The following is a 26198-nucleotide window of genomic DNA, read 5'->3' as shown; positions in this document are numbered from 1 at the left end:
CTCCTTGTCAGGCCTGTCTGCTCGCCCGTGCCCGGCGGGCGTCGAGGATCACTTGGACAATCAGGACCACCACCGACACCGCCATCAGCAGCGTCGAAAGCGCGTAGGCGCCGTACTCCGCTCCTCGGTTGTAGCGGTCGGACACCAGCAGCGTCAGCGTCTGCGACGTCCCCGGCAGGTTGGACGACACCATGATGACCGCGCCGTATTCGCCGAGCGTGCGCGCAACGGTCAGCACGATGCCGTAGGTCAGGCCCCATCGGATCGACGGCAGCGTGATCCGCCAAAACGTCTGCCACCAGCCGGAACCCAACGTCGCCGCGGCCTCTTCCTGGTCGGTCCCCAATTCGTGCAGGACCGGTTCGACCTCGCGCACCACGAACGGCAGGGTGACGAAAACGCTGGCCAGCACGATGCCGGGCAGGCCGAAGATGATCTTGAGCCCGGTGTTCTTCTCCACGAAGCCCAACGCGCCGGCGGAGCCCCACAGCACGATCAACGCGACGCCCACGACGACGGGCGAGACCGCGAATGGCAGATCGATGATCGCCTGCAGGACGCCTTTCCCCCGAAACTTGTTGCGCGCCAGTACCAGTGCCGTCGGAATCCCGAACAACACGTTCAGCGGCACCACGATCGCGACTACCAGCAGCGACAAATTCAGCGCGGACACCGCGGCCGGGGTACTTACCCAGGCATAGAACCGTTCGAACCCCGGCTGGAAGGTCCGCCAAAGAATCACCGCCACCGGAACAGCCAGCAGCACAAAGACGTACGTCAACGCGATGAATCGGATGAGGTAGCGAACCCGCGGTGGCACGTTCACCTGGTCACCTCTTCACGTCGGGCGGCACGCGCGCCGATGACACGCAGGATAAACAGGACGATGAACGAGATCGAAAGCAGGACAATGGATATCGCGGCAGCACCAGTACGGTCGTCGTTTTCGATCAAAGTGCGGATCCACTGCGACGAAACCTCCGTCTTGCCCGGCACCGCGCCACCTATCAGCACCACCGAGCCGAACTCGCCGATCGCGCGCGAGAAAGCCAGCCCGGCACCCGATAACAACGCCGGCGTCAGCGACGGCAGCACGACGGAGGTGAAGATCTTCACGTTGTTCGCGCCCAACGAGGCGGCCGCCTCCTCGGTCTCCCGATCGATCTCCAGCAGCACCGGCTGAACGGCGCGCACCACGAACGGCAAGGTGACGAACGCCAGCGCCACGCCCACGCCCCACGCGGTGTGCTGCAGGTGAAGACCCACCGGGCTGTTGTTGCCGTACAGCGCCAGCATCACCAGGCTGGCCACGATGGTGGGTAGCGCGAACGGGAGGTCGATGATCACGTCGACCAGCCGTTTGCCAAAGAAGTTGTCGCGCACCAGCACCCAAGCAACCAGCAGGCCGAAGAACGTGTTGAGCAACGTGACCGCCGCCGAAATCGTCAGCGTCACCCGGAAAGACTCGACCGCGGCGTGCGACGTGACCGCCAGCCAGAAAGCCTGCCAGCCACCGCCCGCCGCCTGCCAGACGATGGCTGCCAGCGGCAGCAGCACGATGACCGAGAGCCACAGCGTCGCCACACCGACCCGCAGTGACGTGGTGCGTGGTCGACCGGAGTGGCCGGTGTCGGGGGGCCCGGGCGGGGTTTCAGTGCTCAGCTCGGGCCGGACCGCCTCGGGGTCCGGGATCACCGCGGTCGTCATCCGGTGGCCTGCATATAGATCTTGGTGATGCTGCCGGAAGATTTGTCGAACAGCTGCGGATCCACTGTCTCCCAGCCGCCTAAGTCGGCGATGGTCCACAACTTCACCGGCACCGGAAACTGGTCCCGGAATTCCGCGGCGACCGCCGGGTCCACCGGGCGGAAACCGGCCTGCGCCCACAACTTCTGAGCCGCGCCGGTGTATTGGAAGTTCTTGAACGCGATCGCCGACTTCAGATGCGGGCTGGTGGTCACCACCGCCAACGGGTTTTCGATCTTGAAGGTCTGGCTCGGGTTGACGTGTTCGACCCGCTTGCCTTGCCGCTCAGTCGCGATCGCCTCGTTTTCATAGCTGATCAAGACGTCTCCGCTGCCCTGGACGAAGACGTCGGTGGCTTCTCGTCCCGACGCCGGGCGCAATTTGACGTGTTCACGCACCAACTTGTTCACAAAGTCAATTCCTGCCTGGCTGTTTCGGCCGCCTTCGCTCTTAACTGCATACGGCGCAAGAAGATTCCACTTCGCCGAGCCCGAACTGAGCGGACTCGGCGTAATGACCTCGACACCTGGCCGCAACAGATCATCCCAACCCTTGATGTTCTTCGGATTACCTGCGCGTACCACCAACGTCACCACCGAGCCGAATGGGATGCCGCCGGTGACGTCCGTATTCCAATCCTTGGCAACCTTGCCGGCCTTGATCAATCGGGTCACATCCGGTTCCACGGAGAAGTTGACCAGGTCGGCCGGCTTGCCGTCGACGACGCCTCGGGATTGGTCGCCGGAAGCCCCATACGAGGTGATCACCTGGACACCTTTGCCCTCTTCGGAGGCGTTGAAGGCGGGGATTACCTTGCTCCATCCGGGTTCCGGAGCCGAATAGGCGACCAACGTGATACTGGTTGCCCCGGCCGGTCCGCCACCGCCGACGACGTCGCTGGCACCGCCGCTGCACGCAGCGACGACACCGACTATCAGCGCGAGCACGACCGCAAACTCAGAAGCACGCCGCCGGCGCAGTGAACTTCCGGTGTTGAACGTCAGCGGCATTGACGACCTTCCAGTGCGGGACCTTCGAACGGCTGTCCCCGTTGCTACGGAAGGCTCCTGGAACTGTTGAAAGAACTCACGAAGTCCATGCCGTACCGTGCACGGGCAATGCGGTCAGCGACAACAGTGCAGGTCGCACACGGCGCGAACGCGCTCGGCACCGCGTCGGTGGCCAAGCGCGTCAGCAAGGGAGCGCACAGCGCCCGGTGCTACGTGCATGGCGGGAAGCCTAACAGAATTCGCTGGGCGGCTCAGTGCGTCAACAACCACGCGACGACCACCAGGACCACCAGCGTGACGAGAACCAGCGTCACGTGTGACCGCGGCATGCCGGCTACCCGAGTGCCTCGTCGGCGTGGCGTGCCCGGCGCATCAACTGGATGCCTTTGCCGAGCATGCGGTCCAGCACCGTGGCCAGGATGTAGGCCAGCAAAAGCACGACGGGCATGACCAAAAGAGCCTGCAGCACGAAGGCGAGACCGGACAGCCACAGCTCGATCCCGTCCCACCAACTCAGGAACCCGTTCACTGGCCTCACCCTAAACCTGCTGGTACTTCCGGCACCAGAAACCCCGTCGGCGGAACTTCGCTGTGCCAAGATCGGCCAATGCCGCCCTCGGACCACACGACATGTCTCGTCGTCGGCGGCGGACCGGCGGGCATGATGCTTGGCCTGCTGCTGGCTCGCGCCGGAGTAAAAGTCACGGTGATGGAAAAGCACGCGGATTTCCTGCGCGATTTCCGCGGCGACACCGTGCACGCGAGCACCTTGCGCCTCCTTGACGAGCTCGGCCTGGGAGCACGGTTCGCCGAAATTCCACACCGCCTGATCGGCACCGCCCGAATGCGGCTGCAAGGTCAGGCCGTAGACCTCGACCTGACCCGGTTGCCGGGCGCTCATCAGCACATCGCCCTGGTGCCTCAGTGGGATTTCTTAGAGCTGCTGGCCGCCGCCGCGGAAGCGGAGCCGAGCTTCCGGTTGATGCGCAGCACCGAAGTCACGGGCGTGATTCGCGACGGCAATCGGATCGTCGGCGTCACCTATCGTGATCGCGCCCATGGCGGCACCGAAGCCGCAGTCAAGCAGATGCACGCCGACCTGACGGTGGCCTGCGACGGACGCTCGTCGACCGTGCGCTCGGCGGTCGGTCTCGCGCCGCGAACCTTCGGCGCCCCGATGGATGTGTGGTGGTTCCGGTTACCCCGCCGCCCCGACGATCCGGTGGGACTCGCCGGCACATTCAGCGCCGGGCACGCGACCATCCTGATCGACCGGGGCGAGTATTACCAGATCGCCTACATCATCCCGAAGGGAACCGACGCGGAGCTGCGGTCTGAGGGTATCGAGGCGTTACACCGCGCCCTGGTCGGCATGGTGCCCTGGCTGGCTGACCGAGTCGACACGTTGAAGTCCTTCGACGACGTGAAATTGCTTGATGTGCAACTGAATCGGCTTCGTCGTTGGTACTGCAACGGGCTGCTCTGTATCGGCGATGCCGCGCATGCCATGTCGCCAGTCGGCGGCGTCGGCATCAACCTGGCGGTGGCCGACGCGGTCGCCGCCGCGCGGATGCTGGCCGGGCCGCTGCGGGCCGGGCGGGTGTCCACGCGGCAGCTGGCCCGGGTGCAGGCGCGCCGCTGGATCCCGACCGCGATTCTGCAGGCGGCACAGCGCGCGATCCATGCGAACGTGGTCGCCGTTGCGGTGGACGGCAGAGACCGGCCGCCGCCACGAGCAGTGCGGACGGTCGCACGGTCGCCGGTGTTGCGACGGTCCGTCGGCTACATGGTGGCCATCGGTCCGCTGTCCGAGCACGCGCCTCGGTACGCCAGGCGCCCGGCCAGCACTACTCGCGGCAAATGATGGACGGCGGGCGCGTCGACAGATGATGATGTCGGGATGGTGCTGCAAGCCGAACCCGCCGACCAGCCTGCCAACTCAACGGCCCCCGCAGTCGAGGTCCATGAGGCCGAAGCGCTTCAAGCGACCGCTGCCCGGGCCGTCGACTTCAGCTTGCCCACGCCCTACACCTCGAGTTCGACGCTGCGTAACCCGTTTCCGCCGATCGCCGACTACGCCTTCCTGTCGGACTGGGAAACCACCTGCCTGATATCGCCGGCCGGATCGGTGGAATGGCTGTGCGTGCCCCGTCCGGACTCGCCGAGTGTGTTCGGTGCGATCCTGGACCGCAGCGCCGGCCATTTCCGGTTGGGCCCCTACGGCGTCTCGGTGCCGTCGGCGCGGCGCTACCTGCCTGGCAGCCTGATCATGGAGACCACCTGGCAGACCCACACCGGGTGGCTGATCGTGCGCGACGCGCTGGTGATGGGCAAGTGGCACGACATCGACCGGCGATCGAGAACGCACCGTCGCACCCCGATGGACTGGGACGCCGAGCACATCCTGCTGCGCACGGTGCGCTGCGTCAGCGGCACCGTCGAGCTGATGATGAGCTGCGAGCCGGCTTTCGACTACCACCGCATCGGCGCCACCTGGGAATACTCGGCCAACGCCTACGGCGAGGCCGTAGCCCGCGCGAGCAAGCAACCGGACGAGCACCCGACGCTGCGGCTGACCACCAACCTGCGCATCGGCCTGGAAGGACGGGAAGCGCGCGCTCGGACCCGGATGAAAGAGGGCGACGACATCTTCGTCGCGCTGAGCTGGACCAAACATCCGCCGCCGCAGACCTACGAAGAGGCCGCCGACAAGATGTGGCAGACCACCGAGTGCTGGCGGCAATGGATCAACATCGGCAACTTCCCCGATCACCCGTGGCGGGCCTATCTGCAGCGCAGCGCGCTCACGCTGAAGGGGCTGACCTACTCGCCCACCGGCGCGCTACTGGCGGCCAGCACCACCTCGCTTCCGGAAACGCCTCGCGGAGTACGCAATTGGGATTACCGCTACGCGTGGATTCGCGATTCGACCTTCGCGCTGTGGGGGCTCTACACGTTGGGACTGGACCGCGAGGCCGACGACTTCTTCGCGTTCATCGCCGACGTGTCCGGCGCCAACAACGGCGAACGCCACCCGCTGCAGGTGATGTACGGCGTCGGTGGCGAGCGCAGCCTGGTCGAAGAGGAGTTGCATCATCTGTCGGGCTACGACCACGCGCGTCCGGTGCGGATCGGCAACGGCGCCTACAACCAAGACCAGCACGACATCTGGGGTTCGGTCCTGGACTCCTTCTACCTGCACGCAAAGTCGCGCGAACAAGTCCCGGAGACGCTGTGGCCGGTGCTGAAGAAGCAGGTCGAAGAGGCGATTAAGCACTGGCGCGAGCCCGACCGCGGAATCTGGGAGGTGCGCGGAGAGCCGCAGCACTTCACGTCGTCGAAGGTGATGTGCTGGGTGGCGCTGGACCGCGGCGCGAAGCTGGCCGAGCGTCAGGGCGAGGTCAGCTATGCGCAGCAATGGCGGAAGATCGCCGAGGAAATCAAAGCCGACATCCTCAAGCACGGGGTGGATTCCCGCGGTGTGTTGACCCAGCGCTACGGCGACGACGCGCTGGACGCCTCGCTGCTGCTGGTGGTGCTGACGCGGTTCCTGCCGCCCGACGACCCGCGGGTGCGCAATACGGTGCTGGCCATCGCCGACGAACTCACCGAGGAAGGTCTGGTGCTGCGGTACCGGGTCGAGGAAACCGACGACGGGCTGTCCGGTGAGGAAGGCACCTTCACCATCTGCTCGTTCTGGCTGGTGTCGGCGCTGGTCGAGATCGGTGAGGTGACCCGAGCCAAGCGGCTGTGCGAACGGTTACTGGCGTACGCCAGCCCACTGCACCTCTACGCCGAGGAGATCGAGCCGCGAACCGGCCGGCATCTGGGCAACTTCCCGCAGGCGTTCACCCACCTGGCGTTGATCAACGCGGTCGTGCACGTGATCCGGGCGGAGGAGGAAGCCGACAGTTCCGGCACCTTCCAGCCCGCCAACGCCCCGGTGTAGGCAGGCGAGGCTCGGCCATACTTGTCGCCATCAGGCGAGGTGGCTGACCAACGCGGGGTGGACCAGCAATACGACCCCGAGAAGTATGAGGATCGCCGCCGTCACGCCCCGGAGCCGATCGCCCAAATCGGAGACTTTCTCCAACCAGATGAGCACCGCGATCGCCACCATCCACGCCAATTGCATTGTGCCGAAGGCGATCAGCAGCGTCATCAGCATCCAGCAGGAGCCGAGACAAACCATGCCGTAGCGGCCGCCGGCCAGGAGTGCCCCCACCGGACGGTCGGGTCGCCTTCCGGCACGCACGGATTCGGAGATCGGCGAACGGCAGTCTCGCAGGCACATCGCCTTCAGCGGTGTGAGCTGATATAGGCCGGCGGCCACAGCGACGGCGCCGGCCACCCGTCCAGCCCACGGATGCGCCTGTGCCACTGGGTGATTGAGGCCGCTCCAGGCCAGAAAAGCGGGAATGCCCGCGGCGCTCCACAGCGCAAGGTACCCGGCGATGAAGACGATCACCGACGCGGTGCTGCCGATGGCGGTGCGGGCATACTGGCGGACAACCGGCAGGATCGCGGGAAGCATCATCGCCGCCAGCATGACCACCCAGCCGACGAGGAACGCGTCAAAAGGCATGGGAGGCATGGCTTCCATGGACATGCCGTGATCACTCATGTCACCGGAGGTGACCGCTGACCACCACCAGCCCAGCGCCGCCACGCTCAACAAGAGGACCGGCAACCATACATCGATTCGCGGCCGCGGACGAACCTCACCGTTGCCCAATTCGTTGTCCCTTCTGTCGGCCTATCGTAGGCCAGTGCTCGCTATTTCTTGCCCTTTTCGCCCCCGGCGTCGGTAGACAGCGCGGCGACGAACGCTTCCTGCGGCACCTCGACGCGCCCGATGGTCTTCATCCGCTTCTTGCCTTCCTTCTGCTTTTCCAGAAGTTTGCGTTTGCGGGTGATGTCACCGCCATAGCACTTGGACAGCACATCTTTGCGAATCGCCCGAATATTCTCGCGCGCAATGATTTTCGACCCGATGGCCGCCTGCACCGGCACCTCGAACTGCTGGCGCGGAATCAGCTCCTTGAGCTTGGTGGTCATCTTGTTGCCATAGGCGAACGCCGAATCCTTATGCACGATCGCACTGAACGCGTCGACGGCCTCGCCCTGCAGCAGTATGTCGACCTTGACCAGTTGTGCCTCCTGCTCGCCGGCCTCTTCGTAGTCGAGGCTGGCGTAGCCACGGGTCCGCGATTTCAGCGAGTCGAAGAAGTCGAAGATGATCTCGCCCAGCGGCATGGTGTAGCGCAGTTCCACCCGCTCGGGCGACAGGTAGTCCATGCCGCCGAGTTCGCCGCGCCGCGACTGGCACAGTTCCATGATGGTGCCGATGAATTCGCTGGGCGCGATGATTGTCGTCTTGACGACCGGCTCGTAGACCGTGCGGATTTTGCCTTCAGGCCAGTCCGACGGGTTGGTCACGAGTATCTCGGTGCCGTCTTCCTTCGTTACGCGATACACCACGTTCGGCGAGGTCGAGATCAAGTCCAGGTCGAACTCGCGCTCCAGGCGCTCGCGCGTGATCTCCATGTGCAGCAGTCCAAGGAAGCCGCAGCGGAACCCGAAGCCCAGCGCCACCGAGGTTTCCGGCTCATAGGTCAGCGCCGCGTCGTTGAGTTGCAGCTTGTCCAGTGCGTCGCGCAGGTTGGGGTACTCGGAGCCGTCGACGGGATACAACCCCGAATAGACCATCGGCTTGGGTTCGCGGTAACCGGTCAGCGCCTCCTTGGCACCGTGGCGGGCCGTCGTCACGGTGTCGCCGACCTTGGACTGGCGGACGTCTTTGACGCCGGTGATCAGATAGCCGACCTCCCCGACACCGAGGCCCTCGCTGGGCTTGGGTTCGGGCGAGACGATGCCGACCTCGAGCAGTTCGTGGGTCGCACCGGTGGACATCATCGCGATGCGCTCGCGAGGGCTGATCTTGCCGTCGACCACGCGCACATAGGTCACCACGCCGCGGTAGATGTCGTAGACGGAGTCGAAGATCATGGCGCGAGTGGGCGCGTCGGCGTCGCCCCGCGGCGGCGGCACCTCGCGTACTACATGGTCGAGCAGGTCGGCCACACCCTCCCCGGTCTTGCCGGACACCCGCAATACGTCGTGGGGCTCGCAGCCGATGATGTGTGCGATCTCACCGGCGTAGCGGTCCGGATCGGCAGCGGGCAGGTCGATCTTGTTGAGCACCGGGATGATGTGCAGGTCGCGGTCCAGCGCGAGGTAGAGGTTGGCCAGGGTTTGCGCCTCGATGCCCTGGGCGGCGTCGACCAGCAGCACCGCCCCTTCGCAGGCCTCCAGCGCCCGCGACACTTCGTACGTGAAGTCGACGTGGCCGGGGGTGTCGATCAGGTGCAAGACGTAATCGGTTTCGTCAACGCGCCAAGGCAGCCGCACGTTCTGGGCCTTGATGGTGATGCCGCGCTCGCGCTCGATGTCCATCCGATCCAGGTACTGGGCCCGCATCGACCGCTCGTCGACGACGCCGGTCAACTGCAGCATCCGATCGGCCAGCGTGGACTTGCCGTGATCGATATGAGCGATGATGCAGAAGTTCCGAATCTGCGCCGGCGCGGTGAAGGTCTTGTCGGCGAAACTGCTGATGGGAATCTCCTGGGCTGACGATGCGTGCGGCCCGTCCAGCCTATCTGGGACACGGCCGCATCGAACCGCTCACGTCTATGCTGCGAATATGTCGTCCGCTCGCAAGTCACAGTGGAAGACGCTGCAGCAGTTCGCTGAGAACCTGGTGTCCAACAGGGCTCCCAAGCTTGCCCGCCAACTGCAGAATTCGCAGGCCGTCCTGCGTGAACTTCAGCAGGTCGTCAAGGTCACCGTCAACGTCATCTCCGCCGTCACACCGCAACCGCAGACCGAAATCACCGCGGGGCGGCCGGTGAGCAAAACCAGCTTTCCCACCGCGCAGCGGGCCCGCAAACTGGTGTACGCCCCCAATCTGGACGGGCGGGCCGATCCCGGCGAGATCGTCTGGACCTGGGTGGTCTACGAGGAGGACCCGACCCGCGGCAAGGACCGGCCGGTGCTCGTCGTGGGTCGTGACCGCAGCGTCCTGCTGGGGCTGATGGTGTCCAGTCAGGAGCGCCATGACGGCGACCGCGACTGGGTCAAAATCGGTAGTGGCAGTTGGGATTACGAGGGCAGGGAGAGCTGGGTGCGGCTGGATCGGGTGCTCGATGTGCCCGAGGAGAGCATTCGTCGGGAGGGCGCGATTTTGGACCGCGAGGTCTTCGATGTGGTCGCCGCACGGCTGCGCGCCGACTACTCCTGGCGTTGAGAGTCGGGTTTCGCCGAACGTGCAATCACGGCGGGAAAATTGCCGAATTCTCGCCCTGAGAGCACGTTCGGCGAGGATCAGCCCTGAGTGATATAGGACTGCAGCTGTTGCTGTTCGGCCTCGAGTTCCTGCATCCGCGTCTTGACGACGTCGCCGATGCTGACGATGCCGATGAGTTTCTTGCCGTCCATCACCGGCACATGGCGCACCCGGTTCGTGGTCATCAGCACGCTGAGGCTGTCCACCGTGTCGGATTTGGTGCAAGTGGCGACCTCGGTGGTCATGATCTTGGACACCGGGCGCGACAGCACGCTGGCGCCGTGGGTATGCAACTCCCGCACCACGTCTCGTTCCGAGACGATGCCGACGACGCCTTCCGGGCCCATTACCACCATGGCGCCGATGTTCTGCTCGGCCAGGCCGGCGAGCAGTTCGCGGACCGTCGCGTCAGGGTTGATCGTGGTCACCGCCGCGCCTTTGTTCCGCAAGACGTCCGCGATCCGCATTAAGGCCTCCAGCCGCCGGTGATCTGCTTCACACCAGGCTACGGCTAACTCACCCGACACGAAAGAACACATCGCCAATTGTGACCGTCGGTGCAGGCCAGACGGGGCCTGAAAGGGCAAGGATAGGTGCCATGATCGAAATCACCCTGCTGGGAACCGGCAGTCCCATCCCCGACCCGAACCGCGCCGGACCGTCGACCCTGGTACGGGCCGGCGGGCAGGTGTTTTTGGTGGACTGTGGGCGTGGTGTGTTGCAGCGCGCGGCGGCCGTCGGGGTGGGAGCCGCCGGGCTGTCGGCCCTGCTGCTCACGCATTTGCACAGCGACCACATCGCCGATCTCGGCGACGTGCTGATCACGCGCTGGGTCACCAACTTCGCGGCCGATCCTGCACCGCTGCAGATCATCGGGCCGCCGGGCACCGCCGAAACCGTCGACGCCACGCTGCACGCGTTCGGCCGCGACATCGGCTACCGCATCGCCCACCATGCCGACTTGACCGCGCCGCCGCCGGTCGACGTCCGCGAACATACCGAGGGCCCGGTGTGGGCCGCCGACGGCGTGACGATCCGGGTGGCTCCCACCGATCACCGACCGGTGGCACCCACCATCGGGTTTCGGGTCCAAGCCGACGGCGCGTCAGTGGTGCTGGCCGGCGACACCGTGCCCTGCGCCACCCTGGACGAACTGTCCGCCGGGGCAGACGCGTTGGTGCACACGGTGATTCGCAAAGACCTTCTCACCCATGCTCCCCAGCAGCGGATCAAGGACGTTTGCGACTATCACTCGTCGGTGCAGGAAGCGGCCGCGACGGCCGCCCGCGCGGGGGTGGGCACCCTGGTCATGACGCACTATGTGCCGGGCATCGCGCCGGGCCAAGAAGAGCAGTGGCGGGCGCTGGCCGCAGCGGAGTTCAGCGGGCGGATCGAGCTCGGTGACGACCTACATCGCGTCGAGATCCGGGCGCGGCAGTAGCGCACCGGCCACCACCAGCCAAGCCAGCGTCAACACGCGAGCAATCGGAAGAATCGGGCCCAGCTGCGTCCAGACCAGCACCGCCGTCGCCGATCCGGCCAGCGCCGCAATCGCCACGCCGATCCACGCGACCGGTTTCGGAAGTAGGCCGAGGCCAGCCGCCAGCCCGCCGACCAGCACACCCAGCGCGACGATGTGCCCGGGACCGCCGATCAGAAACACCAGGACGTAAAGCGCCCGGACAAGTCCGGCGTCCGCGCTGACTTCTGCGCGGGTAAGCGTCCAACCCACCAAGCCGGCAAGTGCCAGGAAGCCGGCCGCCAGGATGCCCCCGGTCAGCACGACCGTCGGTCGGGGCCCGGTCAGGCCGAGCTGCCGCAGCCGGGCACTGGCCACGGCGGCATAGCCCGCCAACGGCACCGCCGACGTGAACATCGCCACGGCGATGACCCGCACTGCGCCCGGGTGATGATGCACGTACTCCTGGATCGGCGCCAGCGGCCCATAAGGCAACGGCATCACGCCGCCGAGCGCCACCCCGGCAGCAAGCCCACCGAATAGCAACCCGATACCCGCGACCGAAAGCGCCACCAGCGGGTTGCCGATCGGCCGCGAGCGCGCCTGGTCCATGATTCAGGCCAGCCGCGTCGTCTCCACGACTACGTCCAGGTCCGTCGCTCCCTGCCCCGAGTAGATGCCCTTCAGCGGCGACACGTCCGCGTAGTCGCGGCCGACACCGACATTCACATACTGCTCGGTGATTTCGGTGTCATTGGTCGGGTCGTAGTTCCACCAACTACCGGTCCAGGCTTGGATCCAGGCGTGGCTGCGGCCGTCAACGGTCTTGCCGACGACGGCGTCGCGTTTGGGGTGCAGATATCCTGACACGTAGCGTCCCGGAATTCCCATGCTGCGCAAGAGAATCAGAGTCAGGTGTGCGAAGTCCTGGCAGACGCCCTTGCCCTGCTCCAGCGCGTCGAGCCCGGACGAGTGCACACCGGTGGTCCCCGAAAGATACTCCAACTCGTTGCGGGCCCATCGGGCCGCGGCGACGACGGCTTCCCTGGGGTCGTGGTACTTCATGATCCGTTTACCCACCGCGGCAACGCGTTTGCTTGTCGGGGTGTATGCGGTGGGCCGCAGCACTTCGTCGAACCGGTCGATCACGGCCATCGACTGCAGCTCTTCCCAGCTGGTCTTGGCCGTCGGCGGCTCCGGACGTTCCGTTTCGACGACCGACGAGGACGTCACGGTCAGTTCGGTGTGCGGCGCGTGCAGGTCGAAAGCCGTTACGGCAGTGCCCCAATAGTCGGTATAGCGGTAGGACCGGGTGGCGGGGACGGTTTCTATCCGGTTGAGGATGACGTTCTGCCGGGTGTTGGAGATCGGTGTCAGCCGAGCTTCGTTGTAGGAGGCCGTCACCGGCGCCTGGTAGGCGTATCCGGTGGTGTGCACCACGCGTATCCGCCACATCAGGACTCTCCTTGCCTGGTCAGCAGTTGCCCGCGCTGGCCGGCGTCCGACCAAGCGACCCAAGGCGCGGCGTGGAAGTACTGCAGCGCCACCGCATCTCCGACGTCGCGGCAGGTTCTCTGCAGGGCGGCCAAGCGGTTTTCCAGCGATTCCAGCAACACGCCGGGCTGGACGAATTCCAGCTCACTGCGGGCCTGACCGAGCAGCCGCTGCGCTTCAGTGGTGGCCCCGATCCGGCTCTGCGGGTTGTGCAGCAGCTCCTCGAGGTTGTGTTCGGCCAGCCGCAACGAGAAGAAGACCGACCGCGGGAACAGCCGGTCAAGCATCATGAACTCGACCACCCGCCCAGCGTCCAGCACCCCGCGATAGGTGCGCAGGTATGTGTCATGCGCACCCGCGGAGCGCAGCAGCGTCACCCATGCCGGCGAAGATGCGCTGTCGCCCACCCGGGACAGCAGCAGCCGCACGGTCATGTCCACTCGCTCGATCGCGCGGCCCAGCACCATGAAGCGGTATCCGTCATCGCGGGAGAGGGTGGAGTCGGCCAGGCCCGCGAACATCGCCGCCCGACTTTCGATGAACGACAAAAACTCATGCGGCCCAAGGCGTTTGGCGGCACGTTCGCGTTCCGGCAGCGCGTGGTAGGTGGTGTTGATGCACTCCCAGGTTTCGCTGGACGTGACTTCTCTTGCCGACCTTGCGTTTTCCCGCGCCGCCGAGATCGCGTCGACGATCGAGCAGCCGCCCTGGGTGTTCGGGTTGAAGGCGACCAGGTCGGTCAACGACCACACGTCCAGCGGCTCGTCCGGAGGCTCGATGCCCAAGACCCGCAGCAGCAGCCGGGACGCATGATCCGGGTCGACGCTGGAATCCTCGAGCAGTTGGTGTACGGCGACGTCGAGGATGCGGGCGGTGTCGTCGGCGCGTTCGACGTAGCGGCCGATCCAGTACATCGCTTCGGCGTTGCGAGCAAGCATCAGTCGATCGCTTTCTGCTGTTGCTGCTGTTCGGGTTGTCCCGCCCCCGGCTGCTGGGCGGCCTGCGAACCATCCGGCTGCTGCGCGGGCAGGGGCCGCGGCAGCGAGCGCACCACCTTGGCGGCGCCCAGCTCACGCTCGGCGGCCGACGTGCGCGGCGCCAGCACCCAGGTGTCCTTGGAGCCGCCACCCTGACTGGAGTTGACCACCCGCGAGCCCTCCACCAGGGCCACCCGCGTCAGCCCGCCGGGCAGCACCCACACGTCGTTGCCGTCGTTGACCGCGAACGGCCTCAGGTCGACGTAGCGCGGCGCCAACGACCCCTCGATACGGGTCGGCACCGTCGAAAGTTCCATCATCGGCTGGGCGATCCAGCTGCGCGGATCGTCGCGGACCTTCTTGCTGACGGCCGCCAGCTCTTTGTCCGAGGCTTCCGGACCGAACACGATGCCGTAGCCGCCGGATCCCTCGACCGGCTTGAGCACCAATTCGCGGATGCGGTCCAGCACCTCTTCGCGTTCGTCGTCCAGCCAGCACCGGAACGTTTCCACGTTGGCCAGCACCGGCTTCTCGCCGAGGTAGTACTCGATCATCGTCGGCACATAGGTGTAGACGAGCTTGTCGTCGCCGACACCGTTGCCGATCGCGGAGGAGATCACCACATTGCCCGCCCGCGCCGCGTTGACCAGGCCGGCCACCCCGAGCACGGAGTCGGGCCGGAACTGCAGTGGGTCCAGGAAAGCGTCGTCGATGCGCCGGTAGATGACGTCGACCTGACGCTCGCCCTCGGTGGTGCGCATGTACACCTGGTTGTCACGGCAGAACAGGTCGCGGCCTTCGACCAGCTCGACGCCCATCTGCCGGGCGAGCAGCGAGTGCTCGAAATAGGCCGAGTTGTAGACACCCGGGGTCAGCACCACGACCGTGGGGTCGGCCTCGTTGGTGGCCGCCGAATTGCGCAATGCCCGCAGCAGGTGCGACGAGTAATCGTCGACGGTACGAACCCGATGGGTGGCGAACAGGTTCGGGAAGACCCGCGCCATGGTGCGCCGGTTCTCCATGACGTAGGACACGCCCGACGGAGAACGCAGATTGTCCTCCAGCACCCGGAAGTCGCCGCGTTCGTCGCGGATCAGGTCGATGCCGGCGACGTGGATTCGCACGCCGTTGGGTGGCACGATTCCCATGGCCTCGCGATAAAAGTGCTCACAGGAGGTCACCAGCCGCCGCGGTATCACGCCGTCGCGCAGGATTTCCTGGTCGCCGTAGATGTCGTCGAGGTACATCTCGAGGGCCTTGACGCGTTGGGTGATGCCGCGCTCCAGCCGGGTCCACTCCGATGCCGAGATCACCCTGGGTACCAGATCCAGCGGGAAAGGCCGTTCCTGGCCAGACAGCGAGAACGTGATGCCCTGGTCGATGAAGGCGCGGCCCAGGGCGTCGGCCCGGGCCTTCAGATCGGAGGCGTCGGCGGGGGCGAGTTCGGCGTAGATGCCTTTGTAAGGGCCACGGACATTGCCCTGGGCATCGAACATCTCATCGAACGCGTTGGAGTAGGAGTCCGACGTGTTGTATCCATCGAAGATGCGTTCCGAACGCGCGCGTGTGCGGCGGCGCGACCCTTGCTTGGTCTCCTCCAGCTGGTTCGGAAGACTCACTTTTCAGATGCTGCCTCAGATCGGCGTCGTGGCAGGCGACGAGTTCCCTTTTTGGGAGAAAACGTAACCGACTGATAACCTGGGCAGTCGCGAACGGGGCATTGAGCGCCCGGTCAAGTCGCCGAATCAACGCAGGGACAGACAGGAACACAGACGCGTGGCCAACATCAAGTCGCAGCAGAAGCGCAACCGCACGAACGAGCGCGCGCGGATGCGCAACAAGTCGGTGAAGTCCTCGCTGCGTACCGCTGTCCGCGCCTTCCGCGAAGCCGCCAACACCGGCGACAAAGACAAGGCCGCCGAACTACTGGTGTCGACCAACCGCAAGCTGGACAAGGCCGCCAGCAAGGGTGTCATCCACAAGAACCAGGCGGCCAACAAGAAGTCGGCGCTGGCGCGCACCCTGAACAAGCTCGGCTGAGCCGTCAACTCCGGGCCAGCTCAGCGACCTTTCTGACCGCGGATTCCAGGGCGTAGTCGGCGTCCGCGACGGCTCCCTTGACATTGGCGTTGAGCTCCGCCACCACTTTCATCGCGGTTGCCACCTTGTCGCGCGACCAGCGCCGGGCCTGTTTCTGGGCCTTCTGCACCCGCCACGGCGGCATCCCGACTTGGGCGGCCAGCCGGTAGGGATCACCGGAGAGCGGACCCACCCGGCCGATCGTGTGGATTGCTTCGGCCAGCGCGTCGGCCAAGACCACCAGCGGTTCGCCGCGCATCATCGCCCACCGCAGCGCCTCGGCGGCTCCCGCTACGTCGCCGGACACGGCCTTATCCGCGATGTCGAAGCCCTTCACGTCGGCTTTGCCGCTGTGATAGCGCCGGACCGCGTCTGGGTCGACGTTGCCCGCGGTGTCGGCGACCAGTTGGGAACACGCCGCCGCGAGTTCCCGAACGTCCGAGCCGACGGCGTCGAGCAGGGCGGTGACGGTCTCGTCGTCAACCTTGACGCCTACGGAGCGGAACTCGTTGCGGAGGAAGTCGATGCGCTCGCTGAGCTTGGTGATCTTCGCGCAGGGGTGCACGGTGGCGCCGAGTTTTTGCAGCTCGCCGGCCAGGGCTTTCGCTCGTCCGGCACCTGAGTGAACCACCACCAGCACGGTGCCCGACGGGATGTCGGCCGCCGCGGACGTGATGATGGCGGTCGCGTCCTTGCCGGCGTCCCCGGCGGCCTCCAGCACGACGATCCGTTCGTCGGCGAACAGCGACGGGCTGAGCAGTTCGGCCAGCTCGTGGGTGGTCACATCACCGGCGCGCATGCGATTGACGGGTACGTCGTCGGTCCCGGCGTGCTGCCGCGCCGATTTCAGCAGTTCCCCCACCGCCCGCTCGACCAGCAGTTCCTCGTCTCCCAGGACCAGGTGCAACGGCGACGGTTCGCTCATCCCACGATCGTGTCATGTGGGTGTGACGCGCTGGTGGTTGACGCCGATAGGGTGCAACAAATTTCCACGACCTCGGCGCAAACCGGCCTGTGCCGGACTTATCGTGTGTTCCTGCAGGTTTGACTCAGATATGAGGTTGCTTGGAGGCTGCTGTGAACCGCCGTAATTCACTGAAGAGCCTCGTCGCGGCGGCCGCGTGTGCTGTGATCTCTGCGAGCGGCGCCAACGTCTCAGCGGCGCCAAATTCCGACCCGATCGTCGGGGACTGGAATGTGACGTATGGCGCGCCGGCAACCGTCGAGCTGAGCCAGTGGGGCGGTGAGTACACCGAAACGGCGAAGACGCCGGTGCGAGTCACCGGCGCTTCGTGTGACATACCGGCCGAAACGGTAACCGCGACCTTTAAGCAGACGGGGCGGTTCTGGTCCTCCTGGGCATCATTCTTCTCGTCGCCGGACTCCTGTTTGGGCTCCACATCCTGTTGAAGGTTGGGGTGCTCTTTCTCGTGGTCGGCCCGGTGCTGATAGCCATCGGAATGGTGCGCCCCGTTAGAGGAAAGCCGCGCCCGCCCTGATGGCTGAAGTGGCCTCTAACGGGTCAATTCCACGGGTCGATCAGGTCGACGCCCGTGCCTTCGAAGTGACGGGGGTTGCGAGTCGCCAAAGTCGCATGACGAGCAACTGCGATGCCGGCGATCTGAACATCACGAAACTCCGCTACTCGACCTGCGCGTTGGCGGCTGGCCGCTATGCTCGCGGCTGCGACGGCAGCCGCCTGATCGAAGGTTTGAACCCGCCCGCTGAGATCGTCGGTCAACAGCTTGGTAAAGGCCTGCTCGAGCTGCTTTCGACGCCGTCCGCGCTCCAAAAGCTCTATGCCAGCACGGATCTCAAAGACCGCTATGGACGTAGTCCAGATCGATTCGACTGGCTGGTTGTCGAGCCAGTCGAGCACGACAGGATCCGGTGTGGTCCGCATCAGTGCGGAGAGCACGTTGGTATCCAGCAGGATCATGACTCGAATTGCGCCGGTTGCGCGGACTGTCCGCGCACCTCTGGAATCTCGCCACTCAGTCCCACCCGGCTGAAGCGCGACGCGATTTGGGACCCCAGCCGCTGAGGTGGATCGTCGACATTCCGGACAGCGTTCCGCAGAATATCCCGGACTTCCTCTTCAGTGCTGCGTCCGTGCTGGCGAGCCAGCCGCTGCAGCTTTGCTTTAGTGTCGTCGTCGAGTTTCCGTATGAGTATCTGCGCCACGCCAAAAGATATCATGCTAGCGCTTTTAATCTGCCCTTTCGCGGTCTGCTAGCCCGACAGCCACCAGGCCACCAGGCATACGGCAGCCGTCGCGGCTGCCGCACCCGCCGCCACCCGAAACCACCGCCACCGCCACAGAGCCACCACCAGCACGGTGACGCCGCCGACGACCAGTACTCCCGGGACGCCCTTTGGAACGGGCACCGTCGCGCCCGGCATGCCGGCCGCCCAGTGCGCAACACCTAGCACCCACCACAGCTCGGGACCGGTGAACCGGATCAATAGCTGGGCAGCGGCGGGCCACAGCCCGCACAACACGGCGGCGGCGGTACCGAGCACGGTGATCGGCGGTATGAGGGCCGCGACCGCAAGGTTGGCCAACACCGCCACGACACTGAACCGGCCGGAGATCGCCGCTACCAACGGCGCGGTCACCACCTGCGCCGCCAGCGCGACGGCCAGGGCATCCGCCAGCGGTTTGGGACAGCCGCGCCTCACCAGGCGGCGTGACCAGACGGGCGCGATGACCACCAGCGCGCCGGTCGCCACAACGGACAGCGCGAAACCGACGTCGACCGCCAGCTGCGGCGCAACCGCCATCAACAACAGCACCGTGGCGCACAACGCCGGAATTGCCTGGCGCCGACGGGAAGACAGCACGGCAGCCAGGGCGATCGCGCCCATCACTGCGGCCCGTAACACACTGGCCGTCGGCTGCACGACAATGACGAACCCCACCAGCGCCAGCGCGGCGAGCGGTACGGCAAAGCGTGGGCCGATCAGCCGCGACGAGAACAGCACCGCACCGCACACAATCGTCACGTTGGCGCCCGACACCGCCGTCAAGTGCGTCATGCCCGCCGCCTTGAAGTCGCGGCTGGTCGTGACCGTGACCGCCGAGGTGTCACCGAGTACCAGGGCGGGGAGCATCGCAGCCTCGTCGGCGGGCAACACCTGTCGGACAGCCCCCGCGAACCGGCCGCGAACGGCATGGGCGGCGCGCTGAACAGCACTGGCCTCGCCTGCGGTCGGCCGCCCGGTCGCATTGAGGACCGCGACCGTCAGATCATGCCGCTTAGGACGGCTGATGCGCGCGGTGAATCGAATCGGTTGACCGACCATGACGTCGCCGAGTTCCGAGACACGGGCGAAAACCACTATGCGTCCGGACATTTCGTCGTCGCGTAGGCGCTGCAACGTCGCGCGAAACATTAGACGACCAGAGCCCAGGGACACCGCGGTCTCACTGGGAGTCACGGTCACCGGAACGGCAGCGCCAAACGCGGCCGTGATCGGGTGGCGAGCGACCGCATCGGCACGCAACGAGATCGCGAGCCCGAACCCGGCGCCCACGACACCAACCGCCGCCAAGCCAGCGCCGATGGCCGCAATCCGCGCCCCACGCACCGCGCGCCACCACACCAAAACCGACGCGATGGCCAGCAGCAAGCAGCACCACGCGAGCACCCGGCCCACCGGCCACACGATCCCGGCGGCAGTCACCATCCAGCTCGTGAGCGCGGCGGGCACCAGGCGCACATCGAGTCGCGCCGATCCCGGCTCGCCGCGGTAAGACACCGACGTCAGACACGGACCAGGGCACGCAGTTTCTCCAGCCGCGCCGGCCCGATGCCGTCGACTTCGGCTAGCTGGTCGACGCTGGTGAACTTTCCGTGAGACTGCCGCCACGCCACGATGGCGGCGGCGGTGACGGGCCCGACCCCGGGCAGCGCGTCCAGCTGTTCTGCAGTCGCGGTGTTGAGGTCGAGCACCTCACCGCTCTTCGGCTTGGTTGAAGCCTTCGAAGGTTCAGTCTGGCCGGACGCCGGTGCAGCGGCCGTGCCCGGGCTCACTGTGCTCCCGAGCGCCTTCGGCTGCCCCGACAGCGGGGCCAGCCCGACCACGATCTGCTCGCCATCGCCCAGCGGACGGGCCATGTTCAACCCGATCGTGTCGGCGCCGTCGACTGCTCCGCCCGCGGCCTGCAGCGCATCGGCGATCCGCGCCCCGGGCGTCAGGGTCACCAGTCCTGGCTTGTGCACCAGGCCGACCACGCTGACCACGACGGGCCGGTCCGCGCCGGCGCTCGGACTGGCCGACGAACGAGGGCTCGCCGATGAAAGAGGCTGCACCGGAGGAAGTTTCGCCGACATCACCGGGGCGGGCCGGTCTCGCATCACGGTGAACACCGTGACCAGCACCGCAACCGCGGCCACTACAGCCAAGGCGATGGCACCCGCGCGGCCAGGATCGGCGCGCACCTTGGCCAGCCAGCCTCCGCCATCGGACGCGTCGGGAAGCCAGCGTGGCAGCAACGAGTTCTGGTCCTCTTCCGGTTCATGAGCGTCACCGGTGGCTGAGTCGGCGTCCGGATCGGCGCCTAATCGCCGCTGTAGCCGCTGGGCGGGCAATTCTGTTTGCATGCGCCGACCGTAGGTGCGGCCACCGATACGAAGGCTCCGACCGAGGCCCCCAACGAATGCGGTTGTGGATTAAACCGAGGCTGTGAAAAGCATCCGCCCCCTAGGTAAATTTCGTCTCGGCCACCGCTAGCGAGCACACGCGCGTCACGACGTCCGCGGCTCAGTAACGGATCAAACGACCGGACACCTTCACAAGTCGAGCACGAATCGTAATGCCTGGTCGATGGATCGAAGCTGGTCGAGCCCGATTACGCCGAGCCGAGAGGCCAAACGTTCGATGGAAATGACCCGGAGCTGGTCGCAGCGCGCATATGACGTATGGCCCAATCCGCTACTGCCCGGCTCGACCTCGATGTGGCTGCGCAACCCGTAGGCCACGGAGGTGACGGGAACCACAACAACGAGCCCGCCGGGTCCATTGTTGAGGAGGTCGACCGAAACCACAATGGCAGGCCGAACGAAGCCAGGCTCGTGTCCGATCGGTTGGCCGAGGTTGACGTTGTAGACCTCTCCGCGCCAAATCAAGCCAAGGCGTCCCACTCCTGGCGCTCGGCGAGGTACTGCTGCCACGCTTGCGGATTTTCGCGCAACTGCTGGTAATCCTGGTTAAGTCCGCGCAAGAAATCCTGACGTTCCAAGGCATCGATCGCGGAACCCAGCACTTCGACCACGGTGGTGTGATGGTCCCGAGCGAGCGATTGGAGGCGTTCGGAGTCCAGTCGGCGAACTCGGATGGTTGTGGTGTCTGCGGAAGCCATGGAGCAAGTGTAGACAATATGTAGACCGGGCGCCTGGTTGTCGAACGCCACATGCCAGCATTGAACCGCAAGAACGCAGCCACTCGCCCCGCCAACCGTTAGCCCGGCAGCGATGCGCACAATGGTTAACTTCACCAGTAACGGTCAAGATGGAACCCCGAGTGCACGGCCCTGCACCAAAGAACAGGGAGCTGCGATGAAACTGGCGCTCACAGCCGAGGAAGCCGCCTTCCGCGACGATCTTCGCACCTTTTACACCACGCAGATCCCCGAGGAACTGCGTGAGCTGGTACGTCAGGGCTCACCGCTGAGCCGCGAGCAGATGGTCACCAGCCACAAGATCCTCAACGACCACGGTCTCGCGGTGCCGAACTGGCCGGTCGAATGGGGCGGTAAGGACTGGACGCCCACACAGCATCAGATCTGGTTGGACGAGATGCAATTGGCCTGCGTCCCGGAGCCGTTGAACTTCAACGTCAAGATGGTCGGCCCGGTGATTGCCGAATTCGGGTCTCAGGAGATCAAGGAACGTTTCCTGCCGCCGACCGCCAACATGGACATCTGGTGGTGCCAAGGGTTTTCCGAACCCGAGGCCGGTTCCGACCTCGCGTCGCTGCGCACTACCGCGATCCGTGACGGCGACACATACGTCGTCAACGGGCAGAAGACCTGGACCACGCTCGGCCAGTATGCGGACTGGATTTTCTGCTTGGTGCGCACCGATCCGCAGGCGCCCAAGCGCCAGGCCGGCATCTCGTTCCTGCTCATGGACATGAAGACGCCGGGCATCACGCTGCGGCCCATCAAGACGATCGACGGTGGCCACGAAGTCAACGAGGTGTTCTTCTCCGACGTGCGCGTACCCGCCGACCAGCTTGTCGGAGAAGAGAACCAGGGCTGGACGTACGCGAAGTTCCTGCTGGGCAACGAGCGCACCGGGATCGCCGGGGTAGGCCGCACCAAAGTGCGTCTGGCCGAAGTGAAGAAGCACGCCGCAGAGACGGGCCTGCTCGCGGATCCACTGTTCGCGGCGCGCCTGGCAGAGGCCGAAAACGAGTTGTTGGCACTGGAACTCACCCAGGCCCGGGTGGTATCGAGCTCGTCGGACGGTAAACCCAACCCGGTGTCGTCAGTGCTGAAGCTGCGCGGCAGCCAACTGCAGCAGGTGGCCACCGAATTGCTGGTCGAGGTGGCCGGACCCGACGCGCTGCCGGTGGACGGTGACGAAATCGCCTCTCCCCCTTGGGCCCAGACGAGCGCGCCACGCTACCTCAATTACCGCAAGACGTCGATCTACGGCGGCAGCAACGAAGTACAGCGCAACATCATCGCATCCACCATTCTGGGCCTATGAAAATTTTGGGATTGTGAGGCAGTCATGGACTTTCAGTTGAGCGACGAGCAGGCCCTGCTTCGCGACACCACCCGGGACCTGCTGGCGCGCAGCTACGATCCGGAGAGCCGCAACAAGGTCATCGACACCGAGCTCGGGTGGAGCCGCGAGGTGTGGAGCCAGCTGGCCGACATCGGCATTTTGGGTCTCGGATTCGACCCGGACGAGTCGGGCCAGATCGAGATCATGGTCGTGCTCACCGAAATCGGCCGGCGGCTGGCGCCCGAACCCGTCGTACACGCCGCGCTGGGGCCGGGTTCGCTGATCGCCGAACACGGCAGCCAGGCGCAAAAGGAACTGCTGGACGAGGTTGCCGCCGGACAGCGGCTGCTGGCCTTCGCGCACCTGGAACCCGGGAACCGCAAAGGCACTTCGAAGCTCACCACTACCGCTGAGCGACAAGGTGATTCGTGGGTGTTGACTGGTCGGAAGAACCCGGTGCCGGCCGGTGGCTGCGCCGACACGCTGGTGGTCAGCGCCGCGTTACCGGACGGCGGCGCCGGGCTGTTCCTGGTCGACCCCGACGCTGAAACCGTCACCCGCCACCCGTACCCGACCTTCGACGGACAGCGCGGCGCGCAGATTGACCTCAACGGCACGCCCGCCGAGCCGCTCGGCGAGACACAAGACGCGTCAAATGCCATCGAGCACGCCATCATTCGTGTCCAATCGGCATTGTGCTCCGAAGCCGTCGGGGCGATGGAGGAAGCGCTGCGACTGACCACCGATTACCTCAAAACCCGCAAGCAATTCGGCGTCACCCTCAACAAGTTCCAGACGCTGACCCAGCGTTCCGCGGACATGTACGTCTCGCTGGAAATGGCCCGCAGCATGAACCTTTACGCGGCAATGTCGATCGCCGACGGCAACCTCGACCCGCTGATCGCCTCGCGCGCCAAACTGCAGATCGGCAGGTCGGGGCGGCATATCGCGCAGGAGTCGATCCAGCTGCACGGCGGCATCGGCATGACCGCGGAGTATCCGGTCGGCCATTACGCGGCCAGGCTCACCGCGATCGAGCACACGCTGGGCTCCTCGCAGGATCACCTGCACGCCCTGATCGACCACATCGGTGACTACGACCTGGCCCGGCTCTAGTGGCCGAGCTGACGGAGAGAGTCGTCGAATTCCTTTCGGCCGGCACGCGAACCGGGATGCTGGGCTTCGTCGCGTCGGACGGGCGGCCGCTGGTGACCCCGGTGTGGTTCGTCGTCGATGAAGGCCAGCTGGTGTTCACCACCGCGCGTGGTACGCCGAAAGGGCGTGCGCTGCAGCGTGATCCGCGAGTTGCGATCTGCGTGGACGATCCGCATCCCCCGTATTCCTTTGTGCAGGTGCAAGGTGTGGCGACGATGACCGACGATCCGGCCGACGTGCTCGACATCGCGACCCGGACGGGTGCCCGCTACATGGGCGCCGACCGCGCCGAGGAGTTCGGCCGTCGCAACGCCGTCCCCGGCGAAGTGGCGGTCCGGGTCCGTCCGGTAAAGGTCATCACCGGGTTCGACATCAGCGACTGAGCATCAGCGACCAAAGGAGCAGCAGATTGAGCGCTAAACGCCGCCGGGCCCCCCTGCGTGCGGCCGACAAACGAGCCGCGCTGCGCAGGGTTTCGCTTCTCGCTGACCTCGACGACGAACAACTCGATGAACTCTCCGGCGCCGTCAGTCGCCATCACATCTTCGCCGACGAGTGGCTGTTTCGGCTGGGAGACCCGTCGGACGCCATCTACATCGTTGCCTCCGGGCGGTTCGCCGTCGTCGGTGTGGACGGCCAGGTGTTTCGCGAGATGGGATCCGGCGACTCCATCGGGGATCTGGGCGTGATCGCGGGCGCTCCTCGCTCGGCCGGCGTCCGGGCCGTTCGCGACGGCGAGGTGTGGCGAATCGCCGCTGACACCTTCACCGAGGTGCTGGCGACAACTCCGCAACTGCAATCGGTGATGCTGCGAGCGATGGCGGGGATGCTGCAAAAGTCACGGGCGGCGGAGATTTCTCAGCGTCCCCGGGTCATCGGCATGCTGTCGACGGGTGACGCCGCCGCCCGCCCGATCGTCGACAAGATCGCGAAACTGCTAGGCGCCCACGGTAAGACCGCCGTGCTGGCTCCACCCGTCGACACCACCGCCGAGGTCCATGACTACGGCGACCTGGTAGAGGCGTTCAGCGAACCCCTCGACCGGGCCGAACGAAGCAACGATTGGGTGCTGGTGGTGGCCGAACGCGGCTCAGGCCACCTCTGGCGACGATATGTCGCCGCGCAAAGCGACCGACTGGTATTCCTGCTGGGTCAGAAACATCCGTCGGGGGGCCTGGATTCGCTGGTCACCCACGCACGGCCAGTCCACCTGCTGGCCTGCGGTCACGAACCGGACCCGAGTTGGTGGGACGTGCTGAATCCGATTTCGCACCACCGCGCCGACGACGACGGCATCGGCGCTCTGGCCCGCCGAATCGCCGGCCGATCCCTGGGTCTGGTGCTGGCGGGCGGCGGCGCTCGCGGGCTCTCACATTTCGGCGTCTACGAAGAGCTCACCCGGGCCGGGGTGGTCATCGATCGGTTCGGCGGCACCAGTGCCGGCGCCATCGCGGCTGCGGCCTTCGCCGTGGGAATGGACGCCCAGGAGGCGATAGCGGCGGCGCGCAGGTATCTGGGACAGGGCAACCCCCTCGGCGACTACACGATCCCAGCGGTGGCCTTCACGAGAGGTCAACGCATCGATCGCCTGCTGGAAAACTTTGTCGGCAGCACCCTGATCGAGCATCTGCCGCACGACTTCTTCTCGGTGTCGGCCGACATGATCACCGGCGACCAGATCGTGCACCGGCGCGGGCCGCTGGCGCTCGCCGTGCGCGCCTCGATCTCCATCCCCGGTCTGATGCCGCCGGTGCTGCAGGGCGAACAGATGCTCGTCGACGGCGGTCTGTTGAACCAACTACCCGCCGACGTGATGTGTGCCGACCCGGACGGCCAAGTCATCTGCGTCGACCTACGCCAAAAGTTCGTGCCGTCCAAGGGGTTTGGGTTGTTGCCGCCGATCGTTCCGCTGCCCGGGTTGGTGCGGCGGCTGCTGACCGGTTCGGATGAGGCCTTGCCGCCACTTCAGGAGACGTTGCTGCGCACCGTCGACCTCGCGGGCTCGGCCGTGAACTTGCTCAACCCGCAGATCGCCGCCGTCATCGAGCCGGACGTCACGGCGATCGGCCCGATGGACTTCAAGAAGCTTGACGCCGCACTGGAAGCCGGCCGGGCCGCAACCCGGGCGGCGCTGGACGCACAGCCCTCGCTGGTTCGTTGAGCTCCTCCCGCCGCTTCACGGCGCGCATC

The 26198-nt window shown here is 65.8% G+C and carries 26 protein-coding genes and 1 pseudogene; 9 read left to right on the top strand and 18 right to left on the bottom strand.

Translation table 11 applies throughout. From position 1 onward, the window contains the following. Positions 1-7: 7 nt before the first annotated feature. The 4 genes from cysW to AC5Y2L_RS07150 form a co-directional block, all read right to left on the bottom strand. Complete coding sequence (gene cysW, locus AC5Y2L_RS07165; RefSeq protein ID WP_499934133.1) at positions 8-826, bottom strand: sulfate ABC transporter permease subunit CysW; 819 nt, start codon at positions 824-826, stop codon at positions 8-10. Beyond that, complete coding sequence (gene cysT / locus AC5Y2L_RS07160; protein ID WP_499934132.1) at positions 823-1707, bottom strand: sulfate ABC transporter permease subunit CysT; 885 nt, start codon at positions 1705-1707, stop codon at positions 823-825. The genes cysW and cysT overlap by 4 nt, the downstream gene beginning before the upstream one ends. Next, complete coding sequence (locus AC5Y2L_RS07155; protein WP_499934130.1) at positions 1704-2756, bottom strand: sulfate ABC transporter substrate-binding protein; 1053 nt, start codon at positions 2754-2756, stop codon at positions 1704-1706. The genes cysT and AC5Y2L_RS07155 overlap by 4 nt, the downstream gene beginning before the upstream one ends. Before the next feature lie 334 nt (positions 2757-3090). Further along, positions 3091-3294 carry a hypothetical protein gene (locus AC5Y2L_RS07150; RefSeq protein ID WP_499934129.1) on the bottom strand — a complete coding sequence of 68 codons (204 nt, stop codon included), beginning with the start codon at positions 3292-3294 and terminating at the stop codon, positions 3091-3093. Positions 3295-3363: 69 nt separating this feature from the next. Between AC5Y2L_RS07150 and AC5Y2L_RS07145 the strand changes: the two genes are divergently transcribed. Together AC5Y2L_RS07145 and AC5Y2L_RS07140 are read left to right on the top strand one after the other, a co-directional pair. After that, positions 3364-4620, top strand: a complete 1257-nt coding sequence (locus AC5Y2L_RS07145) for an FAD-dependent oxidoreductase (RefSeq protein ID WP_499934127.1) — start codon at positions 3364-3366, stop codon at positions 4618-4620. Positions 4621-4656: 36 nt separating this feature from the next. After that, positions 4657-6705 (top strand): glycoside hydrolase family 15 protein, encoded by a 2049-nt coding sequence (locus AC5Y2L_RS07140; RefSeq protein ID WP_499934126.1) that lies wholly within the window; start codon positions 4657-4659, stop codon positions 6703-6705. Between the two features lie 30 nt (positions 6706-6735). On the opposite strand, the gene AC5Y2L_RS07135 is transcribed toward AC5Y2L_RS07140, so the two are convergent. Then, positions 6736-7446 (bottom strand): DUF2182 domain-containing protein, encoded by a 711-nt coding sequence (locus tag AC5Y2L_RS07135; protein WP_499934124.1) that lies wholly within the window; start codon positions 7444-7446, stop codon positions 6736-6738. Positions 7447-7532: 86 nt separating this feature from the next. Next, positions 7533-9484 (bottom strand): annotated as a pseudogene (gene lepA, locus AC5Y2L_RS07130) (translation elongation factor 4). Here lepA and AC5Y2L_RS07125 point away from each other — a divergent pair. After that, entirely contained in the window at positions 9463-10065 is a 603-nt protein-coding gene (locus tag AC5Y2L_RS07125; RefSeq protein WP_499934123.1) for a type II toxin-antitoxin system PemK/MazF family toxin, read from the top strand. The pseudogene lepA and the gene AC5Y2L_RS07125 overlap by 22 nt on opposite strands. A 77-nt stretch (positions 10066-10142) precedes the next feature. Here the strand turns inward: AC5Y2L_RS07125 and AC5Y2L_RS07120 are convergent, their stop codons facing one another. Further along, positions 10143-10571 carry a CBS domain-containing protein gene (locus AC5Y2L_RS07120; protein ID WP_499934122.1) on the bottom strand — a complete coding sequence of 143 codons (429 nt, stop codon included), beginning with the start codon at positions 10569-10571 and terminating at the stop codon, positions 10143-10145. Between the two features lie 131 nt (positions 10572-10702). On the opposite strand from AC5Y2L_RS07120, the gene AC5Y2L_RS07115 reads away from it, so the two are divergent. Then, complete coding sequence (locus tag AC5Y2L_RS07115) at positions 10703-11545, top strand: ribonuclease Z (protein ID WP_499934120.1); 843 nt, start codon at positions 10703-10705, stop codon at positions 11543-11545. On the opposite strand, the gene AC5Y2L_RS07110 is transcribed toward AC5Y2L_RS07115, so the two are convergent. The 4 genes from AC5Y2L_RS07110 to AC5Y2L_RS07095 are packed head-to-tail and all read right to left on the bottom strand — an operon-like array spanning position 11513 to position 15653. Continuing rightward, positions 11513-12175, bottom strand: coding sequence for a hypothetical protein (locus AC5Y2L_RS07110; protein WP_499934119.1), 663 nt, complete (start codon positions 12173-12175; stop codon positions 11513-11515). The genes AC5Y2L_RS07115 and AC5Y2L_RS07110 overlap by 33 nt on opposite strands. A 3-nt stretch (positions 12176-12178) precedes the next feature. After that, positions 12179-13018, bottom strand: coding sequence for a transglutaminase family protein (locus AC5Y2L_RS07105; protein ID WP_499934117.1), 840 nt, complete (start codon positions 13016-13018; stop codon positions 12179-12181). Further along, entirely contained in the window at positions 13018-13995 is a 978-nt protein-coding gene (locus AC5Y2L_RS07100; protein ID WP_499934116.1) for an alpha-E domain-containing protein, read from the bottom strand. Before AC5Y2L_RS07100 ends, AC5Y2L_RS07105 begins: the two co-directional genes overlap by 1 nt. Then, on the bottom strand, positions 13995-15653 hold the full coding sequence (locus AC5Y2L_RS07095) for a circularly permuted type 2 ATP-grasp protein (protein ID WP_499934114.1): 1659 nt from the start codon (positions 15651-15653) through the stop codon (positions 13995-13997). Before AC5Y2L_RS07095 ends, AC5Y2L_RS07100 begins: the two co-directional genes overlap by 1 nt. A gap of 157 nt (positions 15654-15810) precedes the next feature. On the opposite strand from AC5Y2L_RS07095, the gene rpsT reads away from it, so the two are divergent. Continuing rightward, complete coding sequence (rpsT, locus tag AC5Y2L_RS07090) at positions 15811-16074, top strand: 30S ribosomal protein S20 (RefSeq protein WP_499934113.1); 264 nt, start codon at positions 15811-15813, stop codon at positions 16072-16074. A 4-nt stretch (positions 16075-16078) separates the two neighbouring features. Here the strand turns inward: rpsT and holA are convergent, their stop codons facing one another. The 7 genes from holA to AC5Y2L_RS07055 all read right to left on the bottom strand — a co-directional run bounded on the left by holA (position 16079) and on the right by AC5Y2L_RS07055 (position 21478). After that, on the bottom strand, positions 16079-17038 hold the full coding sequence (gene holA, locus AC5Y2L_RS07085; RefSeq protein WP_499934111.1) for a DNA polymerase III subunit delta: 960 nt from the start codon (positions 17036-17038) through the stop codon (positions 16079-16081). Between the two features lie 597 nt (positions 17039-17635). Beyond that, positions 17636-18052, bottom strand: coding sequence for a type II toxin-antitoxin system VapC family toxin (locus tag AC5Y2L_RS07080; RefSeq protein ID WP_499934110.1), 417 nt, complete (start codon positions 18050-18052; stop codon positions 17636-17638). Further along, positions 18049-18312 carry a FitA-like ribbon-helix-helix domain-containing protein gene (locus AC5Y2L_RS07075; protein ID WP_499934109.1) on the bottom strand — a complete coding sequence of 88 codons (264 nt, stop codon included), beginning with the start codon at positions 18310-18312 and terminating at the stop codon, positions 18049-18051. Before AC5Y2L_RS07075 ends, AC5Y2L_RS07080 begins: the two co-directional genes overlap by 4 nt. Positions 18313-18345: 33 nt before the next feature. Beyond that, positions 18346-19803: a ComEC/Rec2 family competence protein gene (locus tag AC5Y2L_RS07070; RefSeq protein ID WP_499934294.1), complete on the bottom strand. Its 1458-nt coding sequence runs from the start codon at positions 19801-19803 to the stop codon at positions 18346-18348. Positions 19804-19880: 77 nt separating this feature from the next. After that, entirely contained in the window at positions 19881-20720 is an 840-nt protein-coding gene (locus AC5Y2L_RS07065) for a helix-hairpin-helix domain-containing protein (protein WP_499934107.1), read from the bottom strand. A 189-nt stretch (positions 20721-20909) separates the two neighbouring features. Then, positions 20910-21245: a type II toxin-antitoxin system PemK/MazF family toxin gene (locus AC5Y2L_RS07060; protein WP_499934106.1), complete on the bottom strand. Its 336-nt coding sequence runs from the start codon at positions 21243-21245 to the stop codon at positions 20910-20912. After that, positions 21242-21478, bottom strand: a complete 237-nt coding sequence (locus AC5Y2L_RS07055) for a hypothetical protein (protein ID WP_499934105.1) — start codon at positions 21476-21478, stop codon at positions 21242-21244. Before AC5Y2L_RS07055 ends, AC5Y2L_RS07060 begins: the two co-directional genes overlap by 4 nt. A 196-nt stretch (positions 21479-21674) precedes the next feature. Here AC5Y2L_RS07055 and AC5Y2L_RS07050 point away from each other — a divergent pair, with 196 nt between their 5' ends. From AC5Y2L_RS07050 to AC5Y2L_RS07035, 4 genes are read left to right on the top strand one after another with little or no spacing between them, the layout of a single operon-like run. Then, the gene (locus AC5Y2L_RS07050; RefSeq protein WP_499934103.1) at positions 21675-22832 is read left to right on the top strand and encodes an acyl-CoA dehydrogenase family protein; all 1158 of its coding nucleotides are present in this window, start codon (positions 21675-21677) and stop codon (positions 22830-22832) included. A gap of 24 nt (positions 22833-22856) precedes the next feature. Further along, entirely contained in the window at positions 22857-23969 is a 1113-nt protein-coding gene (locus AC5Y2L_RS07045) for an acyl-CoA dehydrogenase family protein (protein WP_499934102.1), read from the top strand. Then, on the top strand, positions 23969-24391 hold the full coding sequence (locus tag AC5Y2L_RS07040) for a PPOX class F420-dependent oxidoreductase (RefSeq protein ID WP_499934100.1): 423 nt from the start codon (positions 23969-23971) through the stop codon (positions 24389-24391). Before AC5Y2L_RS07045 ends, AC5Y2L_RS07040 begins: the two co-directional genes overlap by 1 nt. A gap of 26 nt (positions 24392-24417) precedes the next feature. Continuing rightward, entirely contained in the window at positions 24418-26169 is a 1752-nt protein-coding gene (locus AC5Y2L_RS07035; protein ID WP_499934099.1) for a cyclic nucleotide-binding and patatin-like phospholipase domain-containing protein, read from the top strand. Positions 26170-26198: the final 29 nt, after the last annotated feature.

Source organism: Mycobacterium sp. NGS66, assembly GCF_059812225.1.
This window is presented reverse-complemented; position numbering and strand designations above follow the sequence as displayed.